Here is a 14,586-nt window from a genome sequence, read left to right on the forward strand (position 1 = left end):
TGCTCGGCTGCCAGGCCGATCAGCCGAGCGTGGGCTCGGCTCTACAGAGATCGGCGGTCCCGCGGTCAATCCACCACGCGGCAGAACACGGCCTTCAGGTAACGCGATTCCTGCACGTGGGCCATGAACGGATGGTCCGGACCAGCGCCGGCCACCTTCAGGATCTGGATCGTGCGGCCGGAGAAGTACGCCGCCCGGCGCAGCATGTCGAGGAACTGGTCCTCGGCCACCAGGCCGGTGCAGGAGAAGGTGGCGAACAGGCCGCCCGGCTTGACCACGCCCAGCGCCAGCTTGTTCATGTCCAGGTACTTCTTCAGCGCGGTGATGACCTGGTCGCGGTCGCGGGTCATCTTCGCCGGGTCCAGGATCACCACGTCGTACTGCTCACCGCGGTTGGCGGCGTCGCGCAGCCACGGGAAGATATCGGACTGGATGAACTTCGGGCGCACGTTGTTCAGGCGCGAATTGCCCTTGGCGATCTGGATCACGTCCTCGTCGATGTCGATCCCGATCACTTCCGAAGCACCACGCGCCGCCGCGTATACGGCAAAACCGCCGGTGTTGCAGCACAGGTCGAGCACACTCTTGCCTTCCACCTGCTGGCTCAGCCATTCACGGTTCTCGCGCTGGTCGGCGAAGAAACCGGTCTTGTGCGCACCGGCCGGGTCGGCGCGGAACTTGATGCCGTACTCGGTGATCACCGACGCTTCAGTGGTGGTGTTGCCGTGGAAGTCGAAGCTTTCCTGCTTCTGCACGTGCTCGTCGGCGAAGCTGTGGAAGCGGCAGCCGGGGAACTGCTCGCGCAGCGCATCGTAGATCCATTCGCGGTGGCGGAACATGCCGGCGGCGAAGAACTCGACCACCACCAGGTCGCCGTAGCGGTCCACGACCAGGCCGGACAGGCCGTCACCTTCGCTGTGCACGACACGCCAGGCGTCGGACACCGCGTCGAGCTTGAGCACCTCACGGCGCAGCGACACTGCCTGGGCGATCTTGCGCGAGAACCAGCCGGCATCCACCGGTACGTTCTGGTCGGTTTCAAGGATGCGCACGGCAATGCGCGAGTGCCCGTTGTAGAACCCGCGGCCAATGAACTCGCCATCGATGCCGACCACGTCGACGATGGAACCGGGCTTGGGCCGGACGGTCGGCTTCTCGACCAGTTTCTGGAAGATCCACGGGTGGCTGGAGCGCCACGCATTCTTGAGGCGGACAATCGGAAGGGGGGTATTCATCCACCCATTGTAAACCGGGCGCCGGGGTCAGATTCCCGCAGGGGCTCTGACCCGGGCCGGCATCCCAACCAAGGTGGGCATCTACCAGAGCGGGGGCGCGGAGCCCCGTTGGGGATTCGACCCCAATGCAGGGGCATTTGACGGCGGCCCGGCCAGGCCGCAGAATCGGCGCCAGAAGGGGAGTAGCTCCCAGACGTTGTCGCCGTCATTTCGAGCCCGCAGGCTCCGGTGCAACGGCAGTTCCAGCCGACTGGAACTGCGAGCGAGACCTTCGCCGTACCGGCGAAGCTCTGTCCCTGGATCCCCTCCCGATCCTCCGTTGCAGATCCTCGCCGTCCGGCCTGGCATTCATCTTTCCAACGGACATTCCCAATGCAGACGATCGGTAACGTGTGGTTGTGGGGCGGCTTCGCAGCGGTGGTGGTCATCGCCCTGCTGGTCGACCTCGTGTTGATGCGCCATGGTGGACCGCACAAGGTCACCTTCAAGGAGGCCCTGTGGTGGTCCATCGGCTGGGTCGCGCTGGCCCTGCTGTTCAACGCCGGCCTCTGGTACTACCTGAATGAGACCGCCGGCCAGGTCGTGGCCAACAAGGTCGGCCTAGAGTTCCTGACCGGCTACCTGGTCGAGAAGGCGCTGGCGGTCGACAACATCTTTGTCTTCCTGATGATCATGAGCTACTTCGCGGTGCCGGAGGAGCAACGCCAGAAGGTGCTGATCATCGGCATCCTGGGTGCGATCGTACTGCGTACGATCATGATCTTTGCCGGCAGCGTGCTGATCAGCCAGTTCCATTGGCTGCTTTACGTGTTCGGTGCCTTCCTGCTGTTCACCGGCTGGAAGATGTGGTTCGCCGCCGGCCAGGAGCCGGACCTGGAGACCAATCCGGCCCTGCGCTGGATGCGCAAGCACCTGCGCCTGCTGCCGGACTACGCCGGCAACGCGCTGAGCGTGAAGCGTGATGGCGTGCGCTGGTTCACCCCGCTGTTCGCGGTGCTGATCCTGATTGCGGTCACCGACGTGATCTTCGCCGTGGACAGCATCCCGGCGATCTTCGCGATCACCACCGACCCGTTCATTGTGCTCACCTCCAACGTGTTCGCGGTGCTGGGCCTGCGCGCGATGTTCTTCCTGCTGGCCGGCATGGCCGACCGCTTCCACCTGCTGCCGTACGGCCTGGCACTGGTGTTGGGCTTCATCGGCATCAAGATGATGATCATCGACCTGTTCAAGATCCCGACCCCGGTCTCGCTGGGCGTGGTGGCGGTGATCATCGCCGCCACCGTGGTGCTGAGCCTGAAGTACCCGCCGAAGGAAGGCGAAGGCCAGGCCTGAGCCTGACCCGTTGAACGGCGCGGCCGGTGGGATTGTCCCGCCGGCCGCCTCCACTCTCCCGTTACGGTGGCCTTGGTTTCGCGCCAGTCACCGCCATTGCTGAGGTATGGACAACAACGCGCCCCTGCCCGCCGGCGACGTGCCGGCCCCCCGCAATGATCGCTCGCGCATCCTGCGGGCGTTCAATGTCAGCCTTGCCGCCGTGCTGGTGCTGGTGGCCGTGTTCGCCCTGCAGGGCACGTTCGACTGGCGACCGTGGGCGGTCGCACCGCTGGAAGCCAAGGGCCTGATCGGCCTGATCGGCGGCCCGATGCTGCATGCCTCGGTCGAGCACATCGCCGCCAACAGCATCGCGATCCTGATCCTCGGCACCCTCGCCGGCAGCGTGTATCCGAAGGCCACCGTACGCGCGCTGCCCCTGCTGTGGCTGGGTTCGGGCCTCGGCGCGTGGATGCTGGGCAATCCCGGCAGCGTGCACCTGGGCGCCAGTGGCGTGACCCACGGCCTGATGTTCCTGCTGGCCAGCCTCGGCCTGCTGCGCCGCGACCGTGCGGCAATCGCCACCGGTCTGATCGGCATGCTGTTCTACGGCGGCATGCTGATGACCATCCTGCCGCACGCCGATGGTGTGTCCTGGCAGTCGCACATGGGCGGCGCCTTCGCCGGCATCATCGCCGCGCTGCTGTTCCGCAACGCCGACCCACTGCCACCGCGCCCGCGCTACAGCTGGGAAGATGAAGAGGATGAGGTGGAGCCGCTGTCCGACGACGAACTGGAGCCGCCGTCACCGCAGCGCGTTCCGGTACTGTGGCAGCCGCGCGAGGGCCAGGACTACGTGGTGATCCCGTTCCGCCGCCCGGACGAACCGCGCGGTTGAGGTGAGGGTAGTGCCGGCCGCTGGCCGGCAATCTCATGAACCTTCGTTGGCAGTCCTTGCGTTGCCGGCCAGCGGCCGGCACTACCAGGAGAATCAGTTCCCCGCCGCGCCCATCCCATCCACCGCCTGCCGGCCGAGCGCCGGGTCATCGGTGAAGAACGCATCGATGCCCGTCGCCAGGTAAGCCCGCATCTCGGCAATCGATCCCTCGGCATTGCGCGCGCTGTCGGCACCCTTGCGCAGGTTGCTGGGCTGGAAGTGGTTTTCCGGGCGGAAGGTGTACGGAATCACCATCAGGCCAGCGGCGTGCGCATCACGTACCAGCGAGGTCGGCGTGCCCAGCGCCCCCTTGGCATCCAGTGGAATGATCGAACGCAGCTCGGGGCCGATACCATCGGCGTAGCCGGCAATGTCCTTCAGGCCGGCCGGGGTCATCATCTGCGCATAGGTCAGCGCGCCGCCGGCCTTGACGATGTCGGCCGGCTGGGTATCGCCCTTCCACAGCAGCTGCAGCAGCCGGATGTTGCTGCCCTGGCCGATCCTGCCGCGCAGGTAGCGCAGGTTGGCGGTCTCGAACGACTGGATGGTGACCGGCCCGACATTGGTGTACGCGTTGCCACGCAGCGCAGCCAGCAACTTGTCCTCCATCGGCAGGCCGATGGACTGGAAGTAGGTCGGGTGCTTGATCTCCGGCACCAGGCCGATGCCGCGGTTGGCACGCCCGGCCTGCTGCACCAGGAAGGCCAGGATCTCGTCCAGGCTGGCGATGCGGAACTGGCCGTCGTAGGCAGTACTGCGCAGCTCCGGCAGGCGCTCACGCGCGTACAGGGTCTTCAGCTCGGCCAGGGTGAAGTCTTCGGTGAACCAGCCGTCGACCTTCTGACCGTCGATCACCTTGCTCGTGCGGCGGCTGGCGAACTCCGGATGCGAGGCGACGTCGGTGGTGCCACTGATCTCGTTCTCGTGGCGGGCCACCATCACCCCGTCCCTGGTCATCACCAGGTCCGGTTCGATGTAGTCGGCGCCATCGGCGATCGCCTGCGCATAGGCCGCCAGGGTGTGCTCGGGCAGCAGTGCGCTTGCCCCGCGGTGGCCGTAGACCGACACCTTGGGTGCGGCCGGGGTGGAGGATTCAGCACTCATGGCCACCGATGGTGCCACGGCCAGCGACAACAGCAACGCACAACCCCACGACTTCACTGCGACTTCCCCAAGCGGTATGTGATGGCCGTCAGTATGCGGCGGCAATGTGACAGGTGGGGGAAGCCTGCACCTGTAGAGCCGAGCCCATGCTCGGCTGACCGGTAGAACAGCCGAGCACGGGCTCGGCTCTACAGTTACTTGCCGATGCAGAAACTGGAGAAGATCCTTCCCAGCAGATCATCGGCACTCATCTGCCCGGTGATCTCGCCCAGTGCGTCATGGGCCAGCCGCAATTCCTCGGCGGCCAGTTCCAGGTGCTCATTCGCCAGCTCGCCATCGGCGCGCTGCGCGTGTTCCTGCGCTCGCTCGATGGCATGCACATGGCGCGTGCGCGCGGAGAACTCACCGTCCACCTGCTCCCCTGCCCCGGCCGAAGCAATCGAGCGCAAACGCGCGTGCAGATTTTCGAGCCCGGCGCCGGTCGCAGCCGAAACGAAGACGCGGCCCGGATCATCCAGCGTCGGCAGCGCCGCCAGCAGGTCCGACTTGTTGTGGATATAGACCTTGTGCGGCACCGCTGCCACGGCATCACCCAGCGCCGCCTGCCCGGCAGCCGGATCGCGCGCATCCAGCACGATCAGCGCCAGGTCGGTGCGCTCGATTTCCACGTGCGCGCGGCGCATGCCTTCGCGTTCGATGGCGTCGCCGCCGTCGCGCAGGCCAGCAGTGTCGACCAGGGTCAGCTCCAGGCCGTCCAGGCGGATGGTCTCGCGCAGCGTGTCGCGGGTGGTGCCGGCGATGTCGGTGACGATGGCGCGCTCGCTGCCGGCCAGCGCGTTCAGCAATGAACTCTTGCCCGCGTTCGGCGGACCGATCAGCACCGCATGCAGGCCGTCGCGCAGGCGACGGCCGCGTTCGGCGTCGCGGCGCAGCAGGGCCAGATCACTGCGCGCCTGTTCCAGCCCACGCCGCACCTGCTCGCCACCAAGGGTATCCAGCGGTTCGTCGGCGAAGTCGATGGCCGCTTCCACGTGGATGCGCAGCAGCACCAGTTGCTCGACCACGGCGTCGATGCGCCGCGAGAACACACCATCCAGCGAACGTCGCGCGGCGCGCGCGGCGCGATTGTCGCCGGCCGCGATCAGGTCGGCGATGGCTTCGGCCTGGGCCAGGTCGAGCTTGCCGTTGAGGAACGCGCGTTCGCTGAACTCGCCCGGCCGCGCCTGGCGCGCACCGAGCGCGATGCAGCGCGCGACCAGTTGCTGCAGCAGGACCGGACTGCCGTGGCCCTGCAGTTCCACCACCTCTTCGCCGGTGAAGCTGTTCGGTGCCGGGAACCACAGCACGATGCCATCGTCGATGACGTCGCCATCGGCGTCGCGCAGGCGCGCATAGTGCGCATGGCGCGGTCGCAGTTCAGGCACACCCAACGCGTTGGCGATGGCCGCTGCGCGCGGACCGGACAGGCGCAGCAGGCCGACACCGCCAGCGCCCGGAGCGCTGGCGATGGCCACGATGGTGTCGGTGCGGATCGCGTCGTTCATGGTTCAGAGTTTCTCCAGCTGCGCGCGTGCCTGCGCGGCACCACTGCCCTGCGGCTGCAGCGCCAGGTAGGTGGTGTAGGCCTGCTTCGCCTTCGCCTTGTCGCCTGCGTTGAAGTAGGCATCGCCCAGGTTGAGATAGGCCACCGCACGCGACGGATCGATCTTCAGCGTGTTCTCCAGCCAGCGTGCGGCTTCGGCGTAGCGCTGCTGACGGTAGTAGACGAAGCCGAGGTTGTTGGCGGCCTGGGCGAAGTCCGGGCGCAGCTTCAGTGCCTCGGTGAACTGCGCAGCCGCCTCGTCGTACTGTTTCTCGCGATACAACTGCAGGCCGCGGTCATTGGCCTGCTGTGCGCGCTGGCGGTCTGAAGCCGGACCGGCGGTGGGCACCACCAGCTTGGCCTTGCCGCCCTGCAGGTCAGCCACGGTCACCGGTGCCTGGGCACCCTTGGCCTCGCTGGCGGCATCCACCTTGTTGTTCAGCGCGATCGCATCGGCAGTCAGCTGGCGCGTATCGGCGTTGAGGAATTCCTGGCTGTCCGGCACCTGGAACACGAACTCGCCGCCCTGCGAACCGGGCAGGCTGCCGAAGGCCGGGGTCTGGTGCGAGACCGCCGAGACCGCCGGCGCCACGTAGGCGGCCAGCTCGGTACCGGTGATCAGGCCGTCGCCGTTGAGGTCGCCCTTGCCGGCCAACGCCTGCAGCAACACCCAGGTAAACACCGAATGGCCGTTCGGGCCGGCATCGGCCACCTGCTGGTCGGCACCGCCGGCGGTCAGCATCTGCCGCGCGCTGCGACGCGCGTTCTCGCGCAGGAACGACGACGACGACGGGCCGCCACGGGTCAGGCCGAGGCCGCTGTAGCAGGCATCCATCACGAACATCACATGCTTGGCCTGCATGCTTTCGGCGATGTTCTGGATGTCGGTCATCGCGATCGCGTCGGTGGCGAATTCCTTCGGATCCGAATCGACCGGGATGATGTAGCCGAGGTCGCGCCCGGAGGCGAGCTGGCGGGTCGCGCCGTGGCCGGCGAAGAACACGAACACGCGGTCGTTCTTGCCGGTGCGGTCGTCGGCCAGGCGGTCGTGGAAAGCGGCCAGGATGTTGTTGCGCGTGGCCTGCTCGTTCTTCAGCACGATCACCTGCGAGGACGGGAAGCCGAACTGCCCGGTGAGGGTATCGGCCACCGCCTGCGCATCATGGCTGGCGTATTCCAGCTTCGGCCATTTGGCGTAGTTGTCGATGCCGACCACGATCGCCCACGACTTCTCGTAGCCGGTGGTGACGGTCGCGGCACCGGTATCGCCCTTGCGCGCACGGGCGACAGTGAAGTCGCGGCCGTTCCAGCCGGCGAACTGGTAGCCATCGGCGATCAGCCGGTCGAGGATCTGCGGCAGTGCCTTCACTGCACGATCGTGGATATCGTGGAACAGGATGATGCCGCGCTGTTCCTTGTTCACCTGGTCCAGCACGCGCTGCACGATCGACTCTGGCACCGGGTCGGCCCAGTCCATCGAGTCGATGTTCCACATGATCGACTTCAGCCCGGCCTCGTTGAGAAGCTGCAGGCCTTCGGCATTGCGCGCACCATACGGGAAGCGGAACAGCGGCGCGCGCTTGCTGTCGACATCCTTCAGCAGCGTGTCGGTGTCCAGCACCTGCTGGCGCAGGGCGTCGCCGGTGGTGCGCGACAGCTGGGCGTGGGTCAGGCTGTGGTTGCCGACCGCATAGCCTTCTTCCATCAGGTTGCGGCTGATCTTCGCCATCGGGCCGAGGCTGACCTTGCCATCGGCCTCGACCTTGCCCAGGTTGCGGCCCACCTCGAAGAACACGCCCGGCACGTCGTAGCGCTTGAGGATGGCCACCACTTCATCGGTGTAGGCCTTGTGCGGGCCATCGTCGAAGGTCAGCACCACCGTCTTGGCCGGCAGGTCGCGGCCGAAGATCTCACGGTCGCTGTCCTTCATCGACATCGGATACGGCTCGATCACCCCGTAGTCGCGCAGGATCGCTTCACGGCTGTAGTCCTTGTGCAGGTGGGCGATGTAGTCGTCCCACTTCTCGCGCTTCAGTTCGATGGCGCGGGTGCGCTCGAAGCGGCTGAAGATGCGGGTCAGTTCCTGGTTGTAGTTGCGCTCGATCTCATCGAGCGCTTCCAGATCCTCACCGATGCGCTGGTGCAGCTTCACCGCCGGCAGCGAGGAATCGGTGCCGACCCGCTCATGCAGGTCACGCAGCACTTCACGGAAGGCCAGGCGATCGGCGTCGAACAGTTCCGGCGCAGACTCGATGTAGTCCAGCACCGTGCCGAGGGTGGCAAAGCGCTGCGGGCTGGAATCGCGCAGCAGGGTGTCGAACTGCGCGGCGATGGTCGTGCGCTGTTCCAGGCCATCGTGGAACAGCTGTTGGCCCACACGCGTGGAGGTGCCGCGGTCGGCGGTCGACTGCTGCTCCTCGTCGGCCAGCAGCACGATGATCCGGCGGTAGCCATCGAGTTGCTTCTGCAGCGCGGCCAGCAACGGCGCGGCGGCCGGATCGGCAGCGGCGGCGGCCTGCGCGCTGGGCTGGGTGACCGTGCTCGCCGGCACCTTCGCGTCCTTGTCGCCACAGCCCGCTACGGCCAGGGTCAACAGCAGCGAGGGCAGGAACAGGCGGAACGACGACGCACGCATGGCGGACTCGAAGATGGGAGGAACGGTGTGCAGGCGATTCTAACGCCGCATGCGAAAAGCCCGCCTTGCGGCGGGCTTCTGCTGGGGTCGGCCGGCCAGTGGCCGGCTCTGCCGATTACTTCTTCTTGACCGGAGCCGGAGCGGTGGTGGCCGGGACCGGCTCGCCGCCATGGCGCTTGGTCATCCACCACTGCTGCAGCAGGCCCAGGCCGCCGTTGACCACCCAGTACAGGACCAGGCCGGACGGCATGAAGGCCATCATGACGCCGAACACCAGCGGCATGAACTGCATCATCTTCTGCTGCATCGGGTCCATGCCCGGTGCCGGGGTCAGCTTCTGGGTGAACCACATCACCGCCACGTTGATCACCGGCAGGATGAAGTACGGGTCGCGTGCAGTGAGGTCCTGGATCCAGCCGAACCAGGGCGCTTGGCGCAGTTCGACCGATTCCACCAGCACCCAGTACAGGGCGAAGAAGATCGGCATCTGGATGAGGATCGGCAGGCAGCCGCCCATCGGATTGATCTTTTCCTTCTTGTACAGCTCCATCATCGCGGTCTGGAACTTCTGGCGGTCGTCGCCATAGCGTTCCTTCAGCTGCGCGATGCGCGGCTGGAAGCGACGCATCTTGGCACCGCTCTTGTACTGGGTCGCCGACAGCGGGTACAGCACCAGCTTCAGCAGCACCACCAGGCCGACGATCGCCCAGCCCCAGTTGCCGACCAGCTTGTGCACCTGGTTCAGCACCCAGAACAGGCCCTGGCCGATCACCGCCATCATCGAGAAGCGGCTGTAGTCGACCACGCGGTCCAGGCCCGGCACGTCTTCCTTGGCAATCAGGTTGACCAGCTTCGGGCCGACCCACAGGCGGGCTTCGGTGCTGGTGGACTGGCCCGGCGCCACGGTGAAGGCCGGGCCACGCGCTTCGATCAGGTCACGACCGGCCACCTGCGACAGCACGTAGTGTGCGGTCTGGTCCTTCTGCGGGATCCAGGCGGTGAAGAAGTGGTGCTGCAGCATCGCCAGCCAGCCGCCGGTGATGTTCTGGTTGAGCGTGCCGTCTTCCAGGTAGTCCTTGAACGCACGACGCTGGTACTTCTTGTCGTTGTCGTACCAGGTGGCACCGTTGAAGCTGAAGGAGTCCGGGTTGGTCATGCTCCGCGACAGGATGGTCGGGGTGCGGTCCAGGGTGCGGTAGACGTAGCCGTTCCACGGCGCGGCGCCGGTATTGCTGACTTCGTCCTTGAAGCGCACGGCATACTCGTTGCGCGAGACGGTCAGGGTGCGCTTGATGGTCACGCCGTTGTCGGCCGTCCACACGAACGGGATCTGCAGCTCGTTCTGGCCCTTGGCCAGCACGAAGTCCTTGGTGTCACCGACCAGCTTGAAGCCGTCGGCGCCGGGAACCGGGGTGTTCTTGTCTTCGCTGGCCCAGCCACTGATCGCGCTGTACGGATGCGCGGGGTCTTCGGTCAGCAGGCGAACCGGCGGGCTGCCTTCGTCCTTGGTCTGCGGGAACTGCAGCAGCTCGGCGTCGAGCACGCGGCCACCATCAAGCACCAGGCGCAGCACGTCGGTGGTGACGGTCACGCGCTGGCTGGCCGGGGTGGCACTGGCCTGCGCCTGCACAGCGGCCTGGCCCGGGGCGCCCGGGACCTGTGCACTGGGAATGCCGCCCGAGGCAGCGCCCGGAACACTCTGTGCGGCAGCCGGGGCGGACGTGGTAGTCGGTGCCGGGGTCGGAGCAGCCTTTTCACGGCTCCACTCCATCCACAGCAGCACGGCCACCATCAGCCAGGCAAAAATGAGGAATACGCGGGTCTGGTTCATCAGCGGACAGGCTCGGCGGGGCCGGGACGCGATGCCGGCTCGGTCAAAGAAGGAGTTGCGATGCCATCAGGCGGCGGCATTGTGCCGTCCACGCCCGGCGCGGGCAATGCACGCAGGCGACGCAGCAGGCGCAGGAAGGCCTGGCGGATCTCGTCGTTGCTGGCGGAACGCGCAGCACTACGGGCCACGACGACGAAGTCGCCTGGCTGGATATCGGTACGTGTCTGACGCAGGATGTCGCGCAGGACGCGCTTGATCCGGTTACGCCCAACGGCGTTCGGATCGACCTTGCGGGAAACCGCCAGACCCAGCCTGGCCGGCCGGTCAGCCGGCAGCCAGTGCAGGGTCATCAGCGGATCGGACACACGGCGGGCGCCGTTGAAGACCGTTGAGTATTCGGCACGCGTGCGAACCCGCGCAGAGCGAGGGAATCGCTTGCGCGGGTCTGCAGTATTCACTGTCGAAGGGATTGCGTCTGCCGCAGGGTGCGGCATGGCAATCAGGCGCTCAGGACTTTGCGGCCCTTGGCGCGGCGACGCGACAGGATCTTGCGGCCGTCAGCGGTCTTCATACGGGCACGGAAGCCGTGGTCGCGCTTACGCTTGAGGTTGCTGGGCTGGTAGGTGCGCTTCGTGGCCATTGGGGGCCTCTCGTATGAATGGGACGGAAAGAACCGGAAATTCTAGAGAGGTCTCCCCCCTCACGTCAACCCCTGGGGACTACGCGAATTCACCGGGCTGTGCAATTGCTGTGGATGTTTTTGTGAATAAGTAGGGGACAAGCATTCCGAAGGCGGGCGCTCGGTGGTAGTCTGAGCCATCCATTTCCCCCCTTTCCGGCCTGTGTTTGGGCGCCTTGTCGCGTCCATGCCCCGGCCACCGGACGATTATTGCTGATGGATGCCTGGTCCCGTAGTCTCGAGCGCCTCGAAGCGGAGTTCCCGCCGGAAGACGTTCATACCTGGTTGAAGCCGCTGCAGGCCGATCTGCGCGTGGACAGCCTGGTGCTGTATGCACCGAATGCCTTCATCGTCGACCAGGTCCGCGAGTTGTACCTGGCCCGGATCCGCGAACTGCTGGCTCACTTCGCCGGTTTCAGCGACGTTTTTCTTGAAATCGGCTCGCGCCCGCGCCCCGTGGAGGCGCAGAACGCGCCGGTTTCCACGTCGTCGGCGCCTGTGTCCAGCGAACCGCAGGTGCCGTTTGCCGGCAATCTGGACAATCACTACACCTTCGCCAACTTCGTCGAAGGGCGCAGTAACCAGCTGGGCCTGGCCGCTGCCTTCCAGGCAGCGCAGAAGCCGGGCGACCGGGCCCACAACCCGCTGCTGCTGTACGGAGGCACCGGCCTGGGCAAGACCCACCTGATGTTCGCCGCCGGCAACGCGATGCGCCAGGCCAATCCAGTCGCGAAGGTGCTGTACCTGCGTTCGGAACAGTTCTTCAGCGCCATGATCCGGGCCCTGCAGGAAAAGACCATGGATCAGTTCAAGCGCCAGTTCCAGCAGGTGGACGCGCTGTTGATCGATGACATCCAGTTCTTCGCCGGCAAGGACCGCACGCAGGAAGAGTTCTTCCACACCTTCAACGCGTTGTTCGATGGCAAGCAGCAGATCATCCTGACCTGTGACCGCTATCCGCGGGAGGTCGAAGGCCTGGAAGCGCGCCTGAAGTCGCGGCTTGCCTGGGGCCTGTCGGTCGCGATCGAACCGCCGGACTTCGAGACCCGCGCCGCGATCGTGCTGGCCAAGGCGCGCGAACGCGGTGCCGAGATTCCCGATGATGTTGCGTTCCTGATCGCCAAGAAGATGCGCTCCAACGTGCGCGACCTCGAGGGCGCGCTCAATACCCTGACCGCCCGCGCCAACTTCACCGGCCGCGCGATCACCACCGAATTCGCTCAGGAAACCCTGCGCGACCTGCTGCGCGCCCAGCAGCAGGCGATCAGCATTCCCAACATCCAGAAAACCGTTGCCGACTACTACGGCCTGCAGATCAAGGATCTGCTGTCGAAGCGTCGGACCCGCTCGCTCGCTCGCCCCCGCCAGGTCGCCATGGCCCTGACCAAGGAACTGACCGAGCACAGCCTGCCCGAGATCGGCGACGCCTTTGCCGGTCGCGATCACACCACGGTGCTGCATGCCTGCCGCCAGATCCGGACCCTGATGGAAACCGACGGCAAGCTCCGCGAAGACTGGGACAAGCTGATCCGGAAGCTGAGCGAATGATGCACGGATGCCGATGAGGCGTCATCGCACAAAACGGTGCAGAATCCGGTAGCAAGCGCGGGACACGTTGTGGATAAAAATGGCGTCTGAAATCCCGTCGAATTTATCCACAGCTTTCCCCACCCCTTGGGGGTCGGTAATACAGAGGGTTTCGATGCCTGAAACTCCTTTATTTACAAAGACTTAGCATTGTTTTCCAGCGATTCTGTCTCTACCAGCACCACCAAGCTTTTGATTTATTCCACATTTTTTAAAGCATAGGGGCACGGAACCACATGCGTTTCACACTGCAGCGCGAAGCCTTTCTCAAGCCGTTGGCACAGGTCGTCAACGTGGTCGAACGCCGCCAGACCCTTCCGGTTCTGGCCAATTTCCTGGTCCAGGTGCAGAACGGCCAGCTGTCGCTGACCGGTACCGACCTGGAAGTGGAGATGGTGTCGCGGATCGCGGTTGAAGATGCCCAGGACGGCGAAACCACCATCCCCGCCCGCAAGCTGTTCGAGATCATCCGCGCCCTGCCCGATGGCAGCCGGATCACCGTGTCGCAGACCGGAGACAAGATCACCGTGCAGGCCGGTCGTAGCCGCTTCACCCTGGCAACCCTGCCCTCCAATGACTTCCCGTCGGTTGACGAAGTGGAAGCCACTGAGCGCGTGGCCATCGGCGAAGCGACCCTGAAGGAGCTCATCGAGCGCACCGCGTTCGCGATGGCGCAGCAGGACGTGCGCTATTACCTCAATGGCCTGCTGTTCGATCTGCGCGGCGACGCCCTGCGTACCGTTGCCACCGACGGCCACCGTCTGGCGCTGTGTGAAACCGACCTGGCCAAGCCGAGCGGTTCCAAGCGCCAGATCATCGTGCCGCGCAAGGGCGTGACCGAACTGCAGCGCCTGCTGGAAAGCGGTGATCGCGAGATCGAGCTGGAAGTCGGCCGCAGCCACGTCCGCGTCAAGCGCGACGATGTCACCTTTACCTCCAAGCTGATCGACGGCCGTTTCCCGGATTACGAAGCGGTGATTCCGATCGGTGCCGACCGTGAGGTGAAGGTTGATCGTGAAGCGCTGCGCGCCTCGCTGCAGCGCGCTGCGATCCTGTCCAACGAGAAGTACCGCGGCATCCGCGTGGAAGTGTCGCCGGGCAACCTGAAGATCAGCGCGCACAACCCGGAGCAGGAGGAAGCCCAGGAAGAGATCGAAGCCGATACCACGGTCAGCGATCTCGCCATCGGCTTCAACGTGAACTACTTGCTGGATGCCCTCTCCGCCCTGCGCGATGAGGAAGTCATCATCCAGCTGCGCGACTCCAACTCCTCGGCGCTGGTGCGTGAGTCCAGCAGCGAGAAGTCGCGCCACGTGGTCATGCCGCTGCGTCTCTGACATCAGCCCGGTTCCACGTGGAACATAACGACGCCCGGGAAGCTCCCGGGCGTTTTTTTTTGCACGTTCCACGTGGATCATCGGGCCGACCCTTTCCAGCGTGTATTTCGGACGGAACGCATCTTCCTTGATGCACCCGGTTGCGTGCGCTTTGCTTCCCAACTACCGACGGGACTTTGAGTCGATGCCAGGGACTGCTTCCGAATCAAGTTTGATCGGGGGGGCCGGTACCTGGAGTCTCAACGCAGTTGCTATGGACCTGGCCTGGTCGGATGCCGAAGCGCATCCACGCTGCGGCGACGGTGCTCGCTGTTTCTGAAATCCTCTCTGTCCACAGGATCCATT

The 14,586-nt window shown here is 65.4% G+C and carries 11 protein-coding genes; 4 read left to right on the forward strand and 7 right to left on the reverse strand.

What is annotated here, in order from left to right; genetic code table 11:
• Positions 1-65: 65 nt before the first annotated feature.
• The gene (locus AC2A1N_RS01255) at positions 66-1,235 is read right to left on the reverse strand and encodes a class I SAM-dependent rRNA methyltransferase (RefSeq protein ID WP_049417152.1); all 1,170 of its coding nucleotides are present in this window, start codon (positions 1,233-1,235) and stop codon (positions 66-68) included.
• Between the two features lie 372 nt (positions 1,236-1,607).
• Between AC2A1N_RS01255 and AC2A1N_RS01260 the strand changes: the two genes are divergently transcribed.
• Complete coding sequence (locus tag AC2A1N_RS01260; protein WP_010487446.1) at positions 1,608-2,570, forward strand: TerC family protein; 963 nt, start codon at positions 1,608-1,610, stop codon at positions 2,568-2,570.
• A gap of 106 nt (positions 2,571-2,676) precedes the next feature.
• Positions 2,677-3,447: a rhomboid family intramembrane serine protease gene (locus tag AC2A1N_RS01265; protein WP_154351677.1), complete on the forward strand. Its 771-nt coding sequence runs from the start codon at positions 2,677-2,679 to the stop codon at positions 3,445-3,447.
• A gap of 93 nt (positions 3,448-3,540) precedes the next feature.
• Here AC2A1N_RS01265 and AC2A1N_RS01270 read toward each other — a convergent pair whose 3' ends face one another.
• From AC2A1N_RS01270 to rpmH, 6 genes are all read right to left on the reverse strand, one after another.
• Positions 3,541-4,647, reverse strand: coding sequence for a glycerophosphodiester phosphodiesterase (locus AC2A1N_RS01270; RefSeq protein ID WP_061480428.1), 1,107 nt, complete (start codon positions 4,645-4,647; stop codon positions 3,541-3,543).
• A 137-nt stretch (positions 4,648-4,784) separates the two neighbouring features.
• Positions 4,785-6,134: a tRNA uridine-5-carboxymethylaminomethyl(34) synthesis GTPase MnmE gene (gene mnmE / locus AC2A1N_RS01275; protein ID WP_242890278.1), complete on the reverse strand. Its 1,350-nt coding sequence runs from the start codon at positions 6,132-6,134 to the stop codon at positions 4,785-4,787.
• Between the two features lie 3 nt (positions 6,135-6,137).
• Positions 6,138-8,807, reverse strand: coding sequence for a polysaccharide deacetylase family protein (locus AC2A1N_RS01280; protein WP_484371303.1), 2,670 nt, complete (start codon positions 8,805-8,807; stop codon positions 6,138-6,140).
• Between the two features lie 115 nt (positions 8,808-8,922).
• Positions 8,923-10,638 carry a membrane protein insertase YidC gene (gene yidC, locus AC2A1N_RS01285; protein WP_061480431.1) on the reverse strand — a complete coding sequence of 572 codons (1,716 nt, stop codon included), beginning with the start codon at positions 10,636-10,638 and terminating at the stop codon, positions 8,923-8,925.
• On the reverse strand, positions 10,638-11,132 hold the full coding sequence (rnpA, locus tag AC2A1N_RS01290; RefSeq protein WP_072168770.1) for a ribonuclease P protein component: 495 nt from the start codon (positions 11,130-11,132) through the stop codon (positions 10,638-10,640). The genes yidC and rnpA overlap by 1 nt, the downstream gene beginning before the upstream one ends.
• 5 nt (positions 11,133-11,137) lie before the next feature.
• Positions 11,138-11,278, reverse strand: a complete 141-nt coding sequence (rpmH, locus tag AC2A1N_RS01295; protein WP_005411729.1) for a 50S ribosomal protein L34 — start codon at positions 11,276-11,278, stop codon at positions 11,138-11,140.
• A gap of 255 nt (positions 11,279-11,533) precedes the next feature.
• Between rpmH and dnaA the strand changes: the two genes are divergently transcribed.
• On the forward strand, positions 11,534-12,865 hold the full coding sequence (gene dnaA / locus AC2A1N_RS01300; RefSeq protein WP_061480432.1) for a chromosomal replication initiator protein DnaA: 1,332 nt from the start codon (positions 11,534-11,536) through the stop codon (positions 12,863-12,865).
• 275 nt (positions 12,866-13,140) lie between these two features.
• The gene (dnaN, locus tag AC2A1N_RS01305) at positions 13,141-14,241 is read left to right on the forward strand and encodes a DNA polymerase III subunit beta (protein WP_005411731.1); all 1,101 of its coding nucleotides are present in this window, start codon (positions 13,141-13,143) and stop codon (positions 14,239-14,241) included.
• Positions 14,242-14,586 lie beyond the last annotated feature (345 nt).

The sequence above is a fragment of the Stenotrophomonas maltophilia group sp. SKK55 genome, assembly GCF_057179845.1.